Here is a 13561-nt window from a genome sequence, read left to right as displayed (position 1 = left end):
GGCAAATATGAAAGCACTATATCAAGGTTACATTAATACAAACGCAGTTCCTGTTCTTCCAGGAAGCACTTCTTTAGACAATATTCTGTTGTTAGGCGGTTTGGCAGAAAGAGACGCCGTCGCTCACTTACAAAAAGTGGTGCATGAATTCTATCCGCAGGCTTTCGGCTGCAAAGCCTTGGATCTATCATCCGGTCGCGGAGTCGCCGCGATGGCTTTAGCGGAAATGGGATTTCGTGTGGCGGCTTATGACGTGTACCGCTCTTCAATCTCTGTAGTCCAAAAATTAGCGTTGGCGCAAGAGCTGGACATTGCATTCGGTGTTAATGGCGTCACTCAGTTAGAAGAACTTCGTGAAAAGTTTGACCTTATCCATGACCGCGACTGCTTATCAAGCATCATCGATCGTCAAGAGCGCATGCAGTTTTTAAATTCTGTGCGCAATTCGTTGGCTCCGGGTGGGAAGTTTGTTCTGACTACAGATGTCTGGACCGAAAACTATGATCCGGAAGACAGCTTTGAATCCGTGCGCTTGGATAATAATTATGTGTTATGGAGACAAACTCCCGAGTGTGATATTCCGGGAGTCAAGGCCATGGAAGGCAAATTCTGGACGGCTCAAAAAAGAATCGCTCCTCCCGAAGAGATCCGTTTAGAAGTTATGTCCCGAGGATTCAAAATCTTGATGAATAAACTCGAGATTCCTGCCGGAAATGGCCCCGCACGATTGAAACTTGTTCTTACTAGCGCGTTTGCGCGCTAGTAAATTTGAATTTCTGCCATCAGCGGATAGTGGTCCGAAAAAAGTTTTGAGTCCTTCGTTTTTAAAACTTCAGAACTTTGAAAAAGATTTGAGGGGCGACACCACATTCGATCCAATCGTAAAAACGGGGCGCGAGTGGGAAAAGTAGGTCCTGATGGGATCGGGTGCAAAGCTGTGTTGAGTTTTTTAAGAGCGCCGGAATAAGTCTGCCACTCATTAATATCTCCGCCCACGATCAAGGGCACTTCGCTTTTTCTTGCTAGCAAGTCATTCAACTTTTTCATCTGTTGATTTCGTTCGGAAGGCTTTAAACCTTTGTGTGTATTCACGACGTGCAATGGGCCCTTGGGCGTGTCTAAAAAAACTTCTAAAATATTTCGAGGTTCCCTTCCGGGTGAACTGATGTCGATGATGTTGTGGTTTTTCATTGGAAATTTCGACAAGATGGCATTGCCATACCAGCCGGCAGAGTTTTCCATGGTCGGGGCGGCGATGAAGGTTTTGAAGTGATCCGTTTTAAGCTCTTCGACATCCGTGATTGAGTCGCGGTCATGAAAGCGAGTGTCCATTTCTTGAATCAGCGCGATATCAATATTCTGATGCTTTAAAAAAAGTCCAATGCGCAGGTAATCTCTTTTTCCGTCGATACCTCTTGCACCGTGAATATTGTAGGTCACGATTCTAAGGATCATACTGCTTCCTTTTACGCCACCATCGCGTCAGAAAGTACGAAGCCACGACGAGCAACATCCAGAGCAGAATTCCTAAAGCCAGCATTCCAACGGTGCGCGGGGTGGGATGTAGAAAGATTTGCGTGATCGAATCTCCAACAAGGCCTTTCACGATAAATGCTGGCAAAAACCCAAAGAAACTTCCCAAAAGAAAATCAGAAAATCGCAGTGAAGAAATCCCTGCGGCAATATTAACAATACTAAACGGCGCCACGGGGATCATTCTTAAGACCGTAACGCCAATAACCCCGGCCTCACGGAATTGATGATCGATCTTACGCAGGCGATTCCCTAAAAATCCTTTTACGCCTCTGTGGCCCATCCACCGTCCCAGATAGAACATGACCGTGGCACTGATAAGAGCTCCTGACATTCCATAAAGAGGGCCTAAGATGGATCCAAAAACCGCCGCCGTGATGAGAGACATAAGCGTTACCGGAAATAATATAAAGCCACCGACAATGTAAATTCCCCAAACTAGAAAAAGTGCCCACGGAGATTTCCGGGCCGCTTTCAAGAATTTTTCAACGGATTCAGGGCTGAACCATGACAGGTGTTCATTGATAAACCAGACCAATCCACTGACCGCGACAATTAAAAATAAAGCCAACGGTACGATGTATTTACTGGGATTGCGAAAGATAAAAAGAGCTTTTCCTTCACTCACTTGCGGATCGGCGACGCTGTTGGCGATCTTTTTAAAATTTTGAGTGGTGAATTGTTCGTCATCCATTTCAAAAAGGCAGTACGCACCTGGTTGGCAAGGAAGCATCAGTTTTTTAAAAGAGTAGGGCTCTTTTAAAATGGTTTCGATGTCTTCGATCTTACGGCCCGCATGTTCGGCAATCAGATCATTTCGAAAGTGCATAATACGACGCCGCTCTTCTATGTCGTGAGCTTGAATGATTAAATCACACTCCGTATCAAAGGTCATAGAGCGGTTTGTGAGATTCGATGAACCCACAACCATAAACTGGTCGTCTATGACGATGATTTTTGAATGAATGCGCTTATGAATAATTTTACGTTTTTCGTTCATCACACCTGAGCAGGCAAATTGAACGCGTCCTTTGGCTATGCCATCTTCAACGCTTCTTTTAAAATCGATGCGACTGGCCCACATGCCTTCGGTCTCAAACACCCCTTGCGGATCATAAGAGCTTACTAAAAGTACACGCAGATTTTTTTCTCGTCTCAGCCGATCATTTAACGCCACGGCGATTTCCTGCGAGGTTAGAAACTGATTTTCAATATAGATAAAGTCTTTGGCTTGATTGATGAGGTCGATATACATGTTAAAGACCTCACGCGAACCTCGATCCTCTTCCGTCGCTGGAAGGGTGCGGGCAATGGCGGCTCCCATATCCGTAAATAAATAATCGAATTGAATCGGCCACACGAGCGGCAAGTCGGAAGAACTGCTGGTTTTACCATCGTAAGGTAAAGCCTCATAGCCTGCAGCTTCAAGCCAGCGGTGTCTGGCCAATTCTGCAAAGTGTTTGACGATGGGACCATCCATCATGATCTGCACATCATGATAGGGCCCGTAAGGCCCATTGGCATCAGAGCGTTCCGGTTCATAAATGTGATGAGAGCGCTCATCCCAGCGCTGACGTGCGATATCCATCCCACCCGAAAAGACAATTTCGTCATCGACGAGAATCACCTTTTGATGATGACTTCCGCCTAAAGGGATTGTTTGATCCAAGCAGAAATGAATATTTTCTAACCCTTTGTTGACCCAGGTGTATTCCCCCATGAATTCGCGTTCGCCCAAGAACACGATGGAGGAATCCCAGGGAAGAATATAAATTTGTAAACTTGGATTTTCTTGCGCTTTCTGCGCCAAAAGATCGACAAGAATAGACGGGCGAGACGCTTTCATTTCGTCTTCTTTGCGTAGCAAACGGATGCTGCTGTCTACTTCCCAGCCAATTATAAAGACAGACTTTTGCGCTTTACTGAAAGCGTAGTGCAAAGCTCGATAAAAATCCGCACAATCAATCAAAACACTGGCATGACGAAAAAGATCCACGCGCCAGCAGTTGTGTCCTGGTCGAAAAATAGTTCTCTCTGACGATTTAACTAGATCGCCTCTCATGCACGTTCCTCTATAAGAACTTCATGTTAACAAGAGTTTGGACTCAGCGAGGTCGAGTATTTTGACAGATGGGATATCATGAGAGGGAAACGTGAAATTGCATTTCAACAAAAATAAAAAAGGCGCGGGGTGCGCCGCGCCTTTTTGAGTTTTACCAATAACCTAAAATTTTCCACCAGCCCGCGCAACCAAGAACCCAAATGATCAGATTGAGCACGCTGACGACAAGACCCCATTTCCACCATTCGCCCATGCTTACGTATCCTGGTCCAAAAAGGACTGGCGCAGATCCAGTTCCGTAATGTGTGATAGAGGCGCAAAGCGAAGACGCAAATCCTAAAAATAAACCAAACATCAATGGAGGAGCTCCCAAGGCGACACCCACTCCAAAGAAAGACGCAAAAAGAGCCGAGATGTGAGCGGTATTACTTGCAAATAGATAGTGAATATAGACGTACAGCACGATCAAAATAGCCGACGCTTCAACCCAACCCAATCCCATCTTAGCGATATCGGTCTGCACGGTATTTGAAAACCACGCAATAATTCCAAGCTTGTTTAAGAAAGTCGCCATCATCACCAAAGAAGCAAACCAAGTGACTGTATCCCAAGCGCCTTTTTCTTTCAGCAGATCATCCCAAGTCAAAACACCAGAAAAAAGTAAAACACTCAAACCCACGAAGGCTCCGGCCGTAGGGTCGATATCAAAAAGAGGACTGGATGAAATCAATTTCGGCACTCCGGCCCAAATGAAAAGAAGTAAGAAGAAGACGCCCACCATGATCCATTCTTCCAACTTGATTGGTCCCATTTCTTGCAATTTCTTTTTTGCGTATTCCGCCGCATTCGGTGTTTCTTTGATCTCGGGCGGATAAAGTTTGTAAAGAGCAAATGGGATAATCAAAAGGGCTAGTAGACCTGGTACGATCGCAGCTATCGCCCAATCACTCCATGAGACATCGATATTTGCCACGTCACGGATCCCAGCAGTCACTAGCGGATTGGGTGCTGTCGCCGTGATAAACATGGCCGACGTGATGATATTGACCTGGTAAGCGACCAAAGTTAAAAACGCGCCCAACTTTCTGCGAGAAGCTTCGTCGGGATAAGATCCCATCGATTCCGAGATGGAGCGATTGATGGGATACATGACGCCACCGCCACGAGCCGTATTACTTGGCATCACGGGTGATAAAACTAGCTCGGCAAAAGAAAGACCGTAGCTGATCCCCAAGGTTTTCTTTCCGAAGACTCTGACGAAGTGATAAGCCAAGCGTGCGCCCAAACCCGTTTTGATAAATCCGCGAGAAATAAAAAATGAAATCCCAATCAACCAAATCAGGGTATTTGAGTAACCACTCAAAGCATCGGCCATGGCTTTTCCTGGATTGCCTGGGTTGGTTACTTGCGTGATGGCGACAAGCAGGATGCCTATCATCGCCGCACCACCAATGGGCAGGGCTTTGCCGATGATAGCGACAATCGTGCCGACAAAGATGCCTAACAATCTCCAGGCATTGATATCGACGCCTTCAGGGGGCGCAATCACGAACCAGAAAATGCAAGTTACGATAAAGGCAATGACGGCGGGAACGACTTTGACGTGAGGAAGTTTCATGGAGAGCCTCCGGGGTGTAAACACAGTGCTTTTATACTGACGTAGTGATGCTCTGAGTTCAACGAAAACTGTGATGACACTCGCGCTTCCCTTATAAAAGTTGCGTGCTTTTAAACAAAAAAACCACTAGCGTTTTTGATATTCGGAAGGACGTTTCATGAGATTTATTCTGTCTTTGGCATCCCTTGTATCTTTGGCCGCTCCAGCTTGGGCGGTGGAAGTGATTCCTGACCTCGCGCAAAGTTCGCCGTCATTGCATTGGCACTTTATTGAAAATGAATCTGTGCGAGTGATTTATCCTGATTACCTTCAAGCCGAATCTGTCTATATCGCAAACCTGGTAGAGCATTATTCGCGCGTGGTTGGGAACACTTACGGTATTGAAACGCCGAAGAAGTTTGATCTGGTGATTCGCTCTGAAGTTGCTGAACCCAATGGCTATGTGGCTTTGGCGCCGCGAAGAAGTGAATGGTTCACATCTTCCATGTTTTTTCCTTACGTCGGTTCTACCGAATGGTACCAAACACTTTCTATCCACGAATACCGACACGTAAACCAGTTTGATTTCTTCAATCAACACGGTACGCGCGTTCTTTACTTTCTGATGGGAGAGTTCGGCGAGCAGTTGGCCATGGCGATGAGTTTACCTTCTTGGTATTTTGAAGGGGATGCGGTCTGGACGGAAACAAAGTACACCGACGGCGGACGCGGACGCTCGCCACGTTTCATGGCGCGATTAAAGGCCTTGGTGTTAAGTGATAAGATCCCGACTTATGATCAATTTTTAAATAGATCCTATCGCACGGATCTTCCGAACCAATATGTGTATGGTTACGCGCTGATTTCTTACGGAACACAGAAATACGGAGAAGATATTTGGGAAAAGGTGATTCGTGAAGTATCAAGACTTCCGATTCCATTGCGTCTTTATGTGGCTTTCAAAAATGTGACGGGACAAAGCTTTCAGGATTTTTATAATGAAGCCATGAATGATCTGCGCACGAAGTGGAAAGACGACATGCCAGGGGACGAAAAGGTCGTGGATTTCCGCGAACACTCTGCTCCTTACAAGATCGGCGATTCCTTGTACTTCATTCGTCAAACTCTGGACACTCATCCACAGCTGATTCGTCAAAAAGGAAATGAAGAGCAGGTGGTGGCAGAGTTTCCTTATAATCGCGAGATCATGGGTTTTGATTTATCGAACGACCACGCCGTTTACACGCAATTCCTTCCGGATGAGCGCTATGGTCATAAAGGCAGTTCGGACCTGGTGGTCTTAAATCTAAAATCAGGTAAAAAACTGCAAGTGACTGATGGAGAAAGAATCTACAACCCGAGTTTTAATAAAGCGGGATCCAAAATTATCACAACGCGTTTTATGGCGGATCAATCTTGGCATATCACGGAATTTGATTTGAATGGGAAGGTTCTTAATTCTTTCTCTCTTCCTGATTTAAAAGTGGCGGAAGTTCGTTATCTTGATGACGACAGCGCGGTGGTTATTGTCGGAGGTAAAACAGGCTTAAAATCTTTAGTTGCTGTCGATCTTAAATCTCAAAAAGTGACTAAAGAAATCCTGCCGCCGTCTCGCAACATGCTTCATTCACTTTTTGTTGATCCCAAAAAACAGGTTCTTTTCGAAGGCCAGTATCAAGGGCACACTGAAATCTTTAAGTTTAATGGTCAAAGCATTGCTCGCTGTACTTCGACGAAGTTAGGCGCTTACACGCCGACGTCCGACGGAGAGAATTTTTACTATAGCAATCAAGACACATTTGGATCTGTAGTTTCTTCGGCACCGCTTTCAGCATGTGGTGAATTTGACGCGGCTCAATTGGTTGATTTTAAATATTTAGGGTCCTCGCCTTCAGACAACTACAACGGGTTTGCTCCGCAGGCATTTCCTGACCAAGCCGATCTTTATACAAAGAATGCGGATCAATACCAAGCTCAGGCCTATGGGGATTTCGATAAAAAACTTTTCATTCCTCACACGTGGGGGCTGAATGTGGGGCGGGGCGGTGGTTTAGGGCTCAAAACCGATAACTACCTTCGTACTTTAAGTTTTTCCGCAACATTGGGATCGAGTGCTGAGGAAGGAAAGGCTTTTGCGGATTTGAATTTCGATATTAAGAAGTATTACCCGATCTTCCGTTTGCAACTTGAAAACCGCAATCGTCTGGTTGAAGACTTTAATACGGATGATCAGCTAGAGTGGACAGAAAAAACAGCGGGGCTGGGTGTACTGATTCCTTATATCAAACAAAGTGGACTGAATAATTTCACCGGTGTTCTAAGTGGAAGTGCGGCCTATACGGATACATCGTCTTACGAATTCAATGATGTTGTTAACGAAGATGCGACCTCTTTCTTTTATAAAACATCTTCCTCATTAAGCCTAACCTGGAATAAAAGTCCGAAGCCCCGTTCTATTATTGCTCCATGGCTTCTAAGCTATACGATCCGTTATGATGATGCTGAACAACCTGATTATTCGGTGGCGTCTTCTTATCGCGTCTTGCAAAAAGCCATGTTGAACACGCCTGCTTTTGCCGATAACGACGGCTTTCTGGTGACCTACGATGAACAAAAACAAGAGGCTTCGTTGACATCATATCGCTTCCTTCCAGATGAAACCGTTGTCGGATATGTGTTTTCGCGCGGCTACGATTACGAGAACGTACCGTTTTATCAAAAGGTTTCTGGGAACTATGTGGTGCCTGTGGCTTACCCTGATTGGAATTTGGGTGGGTGGTATTACTTGCGTCGAATGTATACGACGGCCTTCTTCGATTCTACGTTCGTGAAGGATGAAGATGTGAACGCCACCTTGAACAGCTATGGTGCGGAAATGTACTTCGAATCACAGATTCTTCGTTTCTTGCCGATGACTTTAGGAGTCCGAGTGCTGCAAAGACTGGAAGACAATAAAACCATGGGCCAATTCTTTTTAGCTTCGGCCTTAGGCTTCTAAATTTTTATTGAGGCCCATTCTAATACACGAATGGTGCCTCAATCCCTCCGAAAAAAGTCCTAAGATATCTTTTTTTAAAGTCGCTTGGCATAAGTTCCGTTCGCCTTTTGCTTGTCACCATTAAGACTTCAACACCGTTGCTCGGCAAAACGAATCTCCGGATCCTAAGGATAATCAGGAGATGATTTATGAAATTCATTTTGCCTATGTTAGTTCTATTTGCTTCTTTCAACGCTCATGCGGCCGATGCTCCTAAAGACATCAGTTCTGCCGTGGAGGCCTATCGCTTTTGGTATCCGACGGTTTCTATGGAAGGAATGATGAGCGGGATGCGAAGCTTGGGTGTTAAAGACAACGCTCGCATGTTCAGTGCCCAAGGAGATGCAGGTGTACTTGCCTTCACCGCCAATCAAGATACACCTTATGCGGCCGCTCTTCTAGATTTGAAAGATGGACCGATGGTCGTGGAAATTCCCGCAGGACCTTTCATGGCACTCGTGGATGATCATCATCAGCGATGGATTGTGGACATGGGAATTCCCGGACAAGATGGCGGTAAAGGCGGTAAGTATCTCATCTTGCCTCCGCAATATAAGTCTGAAGTTCCTCAAGGATTTAATGTTGCGCAATCAAATACCTTCAAAGTTATGTTGGTCGCGCGGGTCATTCCTCAGGCGGGGCAAAGCATGAAGACCACGCAAGAACGAATCAAAGAGTTTCGTATCTATCCTCTTTCCACAATAAAGTCTCCAAAGTTAGTGACTGTTTTTGATGCCACGGGGAAAAAAGGAGATACCTCTTTGTTGAAATGGGAAAGCAATATTCAGTTTTGGCAGCAGTTGGCTAAAGTTATTAATGAAGAGCCGATGGACTCTAGATATCAAATCATGTTTGATCAGTTGAAAGCCTTCGGCATTGAAAAGGGGAAAGAATTCAAGCCAGACGCCGCTACAAAAAAAATGTTAGAGGCCGCAGCGAAAGAAGGTAAAACGCAAATGCTCACAACCTCTTTTAGTTCAGATCGTCCTGATCGTATTAAATGGGGAGACCGCAAGTGGGAGTGGCTGCTGCTAAACTCCGATCCAACCTGGGCTACAAATCATGATATGGATCCGGTCGCTCGTGATCGCTACTTTGCTCAAGCCATTGTGATGTCGCCAGCAATGCTGAAGCGGGATGCTTCAGCGGGCTCTCTTTATTGGGGAGCATTTAAAGATGCCAATAACAAAGCCATGGACGGAGGCAGACATTATAAACTGACAGTGCCCATGCCCGTTCCCGCTCGCCTTTTTTGGTCTGTCACCGTTTATGACACAGAAACAAGAAGCTTGATCCAGAATGGCAGACCCAATGCTGCGATTCGCTCTTTGGTGGAACTCAAAGATATGAAGGACGTAAAATCCGTGGATCTATATTTTGGACCTAGCGCACCCGCGGGAAATGAAAAGACGTGGGTAAAAACCATTCCCGGTAAAACTTGGTTTGCTTACTTCCGAATTTATGGTCCCGATAAAGAAGCCTTCGAAGGCGCTTGGAAACCGGGGGACATCACTGAAATTAAAAATGAAACGATGGCTTCTTTCGATTAATCGTAGCGCGATCATTGATAATTTTAAAAGGCGCTTCACAAAAAGCGCCTTTTCTTTTGAACACACTCCTTTTCTAGGTCATGCTTAAGAACAAGTTAAGGAGACTTATGAACGAGGTTTGGACCAGAGATCAGGATCTGAAGTTCTATGGTGTGAGCATTGGCGCGCGCATGACGGCAATTCGCTTTGATTCAGGAGACGTCTTTGTTCATTCTCCGATTAAACTGACCGAAGAAATTGTTCGGGACCTTCAAGCGATGGGAACGGTCCGCTGGGCTGTGGCTCCCAATAAAATGCATCACCTTTACGTTGCTGATTTAAAGAAGCATTTTCCGGAAGTTCAAATATTCTGCGCGCCGGAACTGGATAAAAAGAGATCCGATTTTAAATTCGATGGAGTTATCACTAACGAGCAAAGCTTTCCTTGGAGTTCAGAAGTGAAGCATGTTTTTATCGAGGGAGCTCCTTTTTATAATGAAGTTGTATTTTTTCATCCCAAGACGAAGACTCTGATTGTCTCGGATCTTGCTACAAATTTTCAGCAAACAGATTCATTGCTGACGAAGATGTTTTTAAAGATTTTAGGCAGCTATGGGCATTTTGGCTGGACGAAGACGGAAAAGCGTTTGTTCATCAAAGACAAAAACGCTTTTTATAGGTCCCTCGATAAAGTGCTGAGCTTTGATTTTGATCGCATCATTCTGGCTCACGGAGAACCCGTACTCACGGACGGAAAACAAATGCTGCAAAAGGTTTTTGCTCGTTAATTAGAAATTAAAACCACTCTTGGTGATCATATAGACAACGTGGGGTTCGCCGTCTAGTTCGACATTGCTTACAAGCTTGCCCCCCAGCTTTTCAATGGCTTTGCGTGACCTTAAATTGTTCACACCGATTTCAAAAGTCACGTTGTCGACGAATTTAAAAGCATGCTCTAACATCAACTTTTTCATTTCGCGATTGAACTTTCCGCCCCAGTACTTGCGCGCTAGAAACGTATATCCGATCGACACTTGGGATATCTCGGGTCGAAAATCATAAAACCGTGAGCTTCCAATCGCTTGACCGTGGTCCTCAATGACAAAAGCTCCGCCAGATTTGACGGCGAGAGTGAAGAACTTTTCGAAGACCTCTTTTTTATAGCGCTCCCTTTGAGGATGAAGCTCCCAGATCAATGGATCCGATGCAACCTCAAAAAGGAGTTCGAACTCCGTGGCCTTTAAAGGTCGGATTTTTAGAAGATCTCCGCTCAGGGTGGGTTGAAATTCAAACTCTCGCGTGTTCATAGAAACATCTTGGCAGGAATACTTGGGCTCTCAAGTGTTATCTTGGATCATTATTGAACTGCAGCATTGAGTCTTTCTCATAATGTAACAATGAAAGTTGCATTATGGATTCGAAAGGTGTAGTTATGGATTATTAGTCAGGAGCTTTCATGTCTGTCTTATTTGAACCCCTTAAACTTGGTCCCTATACCCTCAAAAATCGCATCATCATGGCGCCGCTCACGCGTTCGCGCGCGGTAGGCGAAGGCCGCATTCCCAACGATCTGATGACGAAATACTACAAACAAAGATCTTCTGCCGGAATGATCTTGACCGAAGCCACCGCGGTCACGCCGATGGGTGTGGGCTATGCACATACGCCGGGTATTTGGTCGAAAGATCAAGTCAACGCATGGAGAAAAATCACCGATGCCGTTCACGCGGAAGGGGGCGTGATCTTTATGCAGCTTTGGCATGTCGGCCGCATTTCTGATCCGATGTTTTTAAATGGTGAACTGCCGGTCGCGCCTTCCGCGATAAAACCCAAGGGACATGTCAGCCTCGTGCGTCCCTTGAAAGAGTATGTCACCCCCAGAGCTTTAGATCTTCATGAGATTAAAGAAGTGATTGAAGCCTATAAAGTCGGCGCGGCCAATGCGAAAGAGGCGGGCTTTGATGGTGTTGAACTGCATGCTGCCAACGGATATCTGATGGATCAGTTCCTTCAAGACAGCACGAACAAACGCACTGATGAATATGGTGGGCCTATCGAAAACCGTGCGCGATTGCTTCTTGAAGTGACCGACGCTTTGATTTCTGTTTGGGGCGCCGATAAGGTCGGAGTTCACTTAGCTCCTCGTCGGGACTCTCATGACATGGGTGATTCAACGCCTGCGCAAACCTTCGGTTACGTGGCTGAAGAACTGAACAAGCGTCAAATCGCTTTTATCTTCACCCGCGAATACGAAGGGGAGGACAGCTTGACTCCCATGATCCGTCAAAAATTTAGCGGTGTGCTTATCGCTAACGAAAAGATGACGAAAGAAAGTGGCGAGCAGGTTATCGCGACAAAAAAAGCCGATGCCGTTTCATTCGGTCGTTGGTTTATTTCAAATCCAGATCTGCCAAAACGTTTGCTTTTAAATGCTCCGCTGAATGAGCTGAATCCGCAAACCATCTACGCTGCCGGTGAAGAAGGATACACGGATTATCCTTTCCTTCCGGCTTAACTCTAAGAATCGACTTCCGCCATGGAAGTCGATTTGTCCTTACCGCGACACTCGAAGTTCAAAAGGTTTTCTAGCCATCTTTTGGTGGAGTTAAATTTTTTTTACAATTCCATTTGAAGACGGACTTTCAACCGCAATATTGGACTCGGTATATATAGTCTCCAAAATAATAGAAGTCTGATTTGTGAGACTCAGCAGAATTCGGCACTGTTTGTTTACACCCTAAAGACGCCGTGATTTACCTGGCAAGGCATTGGGTTGACGATGTACTCATCTTCAACCCGAACCCAGGAATTCTCATGAAGTATTTCGTTTGCATTGTGGTTCTCGTGTGCATGTCACAATCGTTTGCGGCCGATCCTCTTCCTTCCTGGAAAGAGGGTGAACTAAAGAAATCCATCATCACATTTGTAAATGATGTCACTAAAGCTAACGGACCTCGATTTGTAAAACCCGAAGACCGCATCGCAACTTTTGATAACGATGGTACTTTGTGGAGCGAGGTCCCCACGGTCGAAGTCGAATTTACCAAGATGAAGCTTCACTTGGTCTTAGAAAAAAATCCTCGTTTAAAAAGTAAAGAGCCTTATAAAAGCTTGCTCACAAAAGGCAAAGCGGCGGTCCCTCAGCTAAGCCAAAAAGACATTCTGGAAATCATGGCTGTTACACATTCCGGTATGAGTGAAGATGAGTTTGCAAACGAAGTGCGCGAATTTTTCAAAACGGCGTTGCATCCGAAATATCAAGTTCCTTACACGCAAACTGTTTACCAACCCATGCTGGAACTTTTAACTTACCTGAGAGACAACGACTTTAAGGTTTTTATTTGTTCCGGCGGTGACATCGCTTTCATGCGTACGGTAGCGATGGATATTTACGGCATTCCATCTCAGAATGTGATCGGTTCTTTTATGGTTGATAAAACGGAAGAGCGCGATGGCAAGCTTCAGATCATGCGCACATCGAAGATGGGAATGGTAAATGACAAAGAAGGGAAGCCGGTCTCGATTGTTCGTCATATTGGCAAGCGGCCGATTCTTTCTGTAGGAAATGAGCGCAACGGTGGGGATATTGCCCACCTTCGCTATTCGCGGGAATCGGCAGGTCCCAATCTGCAAATCATGATTGATCATGATGATACGGATCGCGAAGCCTCTTACGAAGAAAAAGACGGCGCGTCTTTAGCAGCCTCTAAAAAATTTGGATTTAAAGTTTTAAGTATGAAGAATGATTGGAAGCAGGTGTTTCCAAATCATCAACCAATAGCCAAGGATTAATTCACTCTAAT

The 13561-nt window shown here is 45.4% G+C and carries 10 protein-coding genes; 6 read left to right on the top strand and 4 right to left on the bottom strand.

Annotated features, from left to right (window positions below):
• The first annotated feature begins 7 nt into the window (after nucleotides 1–7).
• Complete coding sequence (locus ACLWBD_RS12475; protein WP_063204731.1) at nucleotides 8–763, top strand: class I SAM-dependent methyltransferase; 756 nt, start codon at nucleotides 8–10, stop codon at nucleotides 761–763.
• Here ACLWBD_RS12475 and ACLWBD_RS12470 read toward each other — a convergent pair.
• The 3 genes from ACLWBD_RS12470 to ACLWBD_RS12460 all read right to left on the bottom strand — a co-directional run bounded on the left by ACLWBD_RS12470 (nucleotide 760) and on the right by ACLWBD_RS12460 (nucleotide 5213).
• The gene (locus ACLWBD_RS12470; RefSeq protein WP_063204730.1) at nucleotides 760–1455 is read right to left on the bottom strand and encodes an endonuclease/exonuclease/phosphatase family protein; all 696 of its coding nucleotides are present in this window, start codon (nucleotides 1453–1455) and stop codon (nucleotides 760–762) included. The genes ACLWBD_RS12475 and ACLWBD_RS12470 overlap by 4 nt on opposite strands.
• The gene (locus ACLWBD_RS12465) at nucleotides 1445–3595 is read right to left on the bottom strand and encodes a VTT domain-containing protein (protein ID WP_413568391.1); all 2151 of its coding nucleotides are present in this window, start codon (nucleotides 3593–3595) and stop codon (nucleotides 1445–1447) included. Before ACLWBD_RS12465 ends, ACLWBD_RS12470 begins: the two co-directional genes overlap by 11 nt.
• A gap of 151 nt (nucleotides 3596–3746) precedes the next feature.
• Complete coding sequence (locus ACLWBD_RS12460; RefSeq protein WP_413568390.1) at nucleotides 3747–5213, bottom strand: anion permease; 1467 nt, start codon at nucleotides 5211–5213, stop codon at nucleotides 3747–3749.
• A gap of 157 nt (nucleotides 5214–5370) precedes the next feature.
• On the opposite strand from ACLWBD_RS12460, the gene ACLWBD_RS12455 reads away from it, so the two are divergent.
• From ACLWBD_RS12455 to ACLWBD_RS12445, 3 genes are all read left to right on the top strand, one after another.
• Complete coding sequence (locus tag ACLWBD_RS12455; protein ID WP_413568389.1) at nucleotides 5371–8190, top strand: hypothetical protein; 2820 nt, start codon at nucleotides 5371–5373, stop codon at nucleotides 8188–8190.
• A gap of 188 nt (nucleotides 8191–8378) precedes the next feature.
• Nucleotides 8379–9779, top strand: coding sequence for a DUF1254 domain-containing protein (locus tag ACLWBD_RS12450; protein ID WP_413568388.1), 1401 nt, complete (start codon nucleotides 8379–8381; stop codon nucleotides 9777–9779).
• A gap of 107 nt (nucleotides 9780–9886) precedes the next feature.
• A complete protein-coding gene (locus ACLWBD_RS12445; RefSeq protein ID WP_063204727.1) occupies nucleotides 9887–10546 on the top strand; it encodes a DUF4336 domain-containing protein in 660 nt (219 codons plus the stop codon).
• Here ACLWBD_RS12445 and ACLWBD_RS12440 read toward each other — a convergent pair whose 3' ends face one another.
• Nucleotides 10547–11065: a GNAT family N-acetyltransferase gene (locus ACLWBD_RS12440; RefSeq protein WP_063204726.1), complete on the bottom strand. Its 519-nt coding sequence runs from the start codon at nucleotides 11063–11065 to the stop codon at nucleotides 10547–10549.
• Nucleotides 11066–11214: 149 nt separating this feature from the next.
• On the opposite strand from ACLWBD_RS12440, the gene ACLWBD_RS12435 reads away from it, so the two are divergent.
• Nucleotides 11215–12273 carry an alkene reductase gene (locus tag ACLWBD_RS12435; RefSeq protein WP_413568387.1) on the top strand — a complete coding sequence of 353 codons (1059 nt, stop codon included), beginning with the start codon at nucleotides 11215–11217 and terminating at the stop codon, nucleotides 12271–12273.
• A gap of 299 nt (nucleotides 12274–12572) precedes the next feature.
• On the top strand, nucleotides 12573–13550 hold the full coding sequence (locus ACLWBD_RS12430; RefSeq protein WP_413568386.1) for an HAD family hydrolase: 978 nt from the start codon (nucleotides 12573–12575) through the stop codon (nucleotides 13548–13550).
• Nucleotides 13551–13561: the final 11 nt, after the last annotated feature.

Source organism: Bdellovibrio sp. HCB117 (genome assembly GCF_047305915.1).
GTDB classification, from domain to species: Bacteria; Bdellovibrionota; Bdellovibrionia; order Bdellovibrionales; family Bdellovibrionaceae; genus Bdellovibrio; species Bdellovibrio bacteriovorus_B.
This window is presented reverse-complemented; position numbering and strand designations above follow the sequence as displayed.

Bases quoted from the DNA above. Each gene is read 5' to 3' on its own strand.
- ACLWBD_RS12440 (WP_063204726.1), bottom strand. From the start codon at position 11,065: ATGAACACGCGAGAGTTTGAATTTCAACCCACCCTGAGCGGAGATCTT.
- ACLWBD_RS12460 (WP_413568390.1), bottom strand. From the start codon at position 5,213: ATGAAACTTCCTCACGTCAAAGTCGTTCCCGCCGTCATTGCCTTTATC.
- ACLWBD_RS12435 (WP_413568387.1), top strand. From the start codon at position 11,215: ATGTCTGTCTTATTTGAACCCCTTAAACTTGGTCCCTATACCCTCAAA.
- ACLWBD_RS12470 (WP_063204730.1), bottom strand. From the start codon at position 1,455: ATGATCCTTAGAATCGTGACCTACAATATTCACGGTGCAAGAGGTATC.
- ACLWBD_RS12455 (WP_413568389.1), top strand. From the start codon at position 5,371: ATGAGATTTATTCTGTCTTTGGCATCCCTTGTATCTTTGGCCGCTCCA.
- ACLWBD_RS12430 (WP_413568386.1), top strand. From the start codon at position 12,573: ATGAAGTATTTCGTTTGCATTGTGGTTCTCGTGTGCATGTCACAATCG.
- ACLWBD_RS12450 (WP_413568388.1), top strand. From the start codon at position 8,379: ATGAAATTCATTTTGCCTATGTTAGTTCTATTTGCTTCTTTCAACGCT.
- ACLWBD_RS12475 (WP_063204731.1), top strand. From the start codon at position 8: ATGAAAGCACTATATCAAGGTTACATTAATACAAACGCAGTTCCTGTT.
- ACLWBD_RS12465 (WP_413568391.1), bottom strand. From the start codon at position 3,595: ATGAGAGGCGATCTAGTTAAATCGTCAGAGAGAACTATTTTTCGACCA.
- ACLWBD_RS12445 (WP_063204727.1), top strand. From the start codon at position 9,887: ATGAACGAGGTTTGGACCAGAGATCAGGATCTGAAGTTCTATGGTGTG.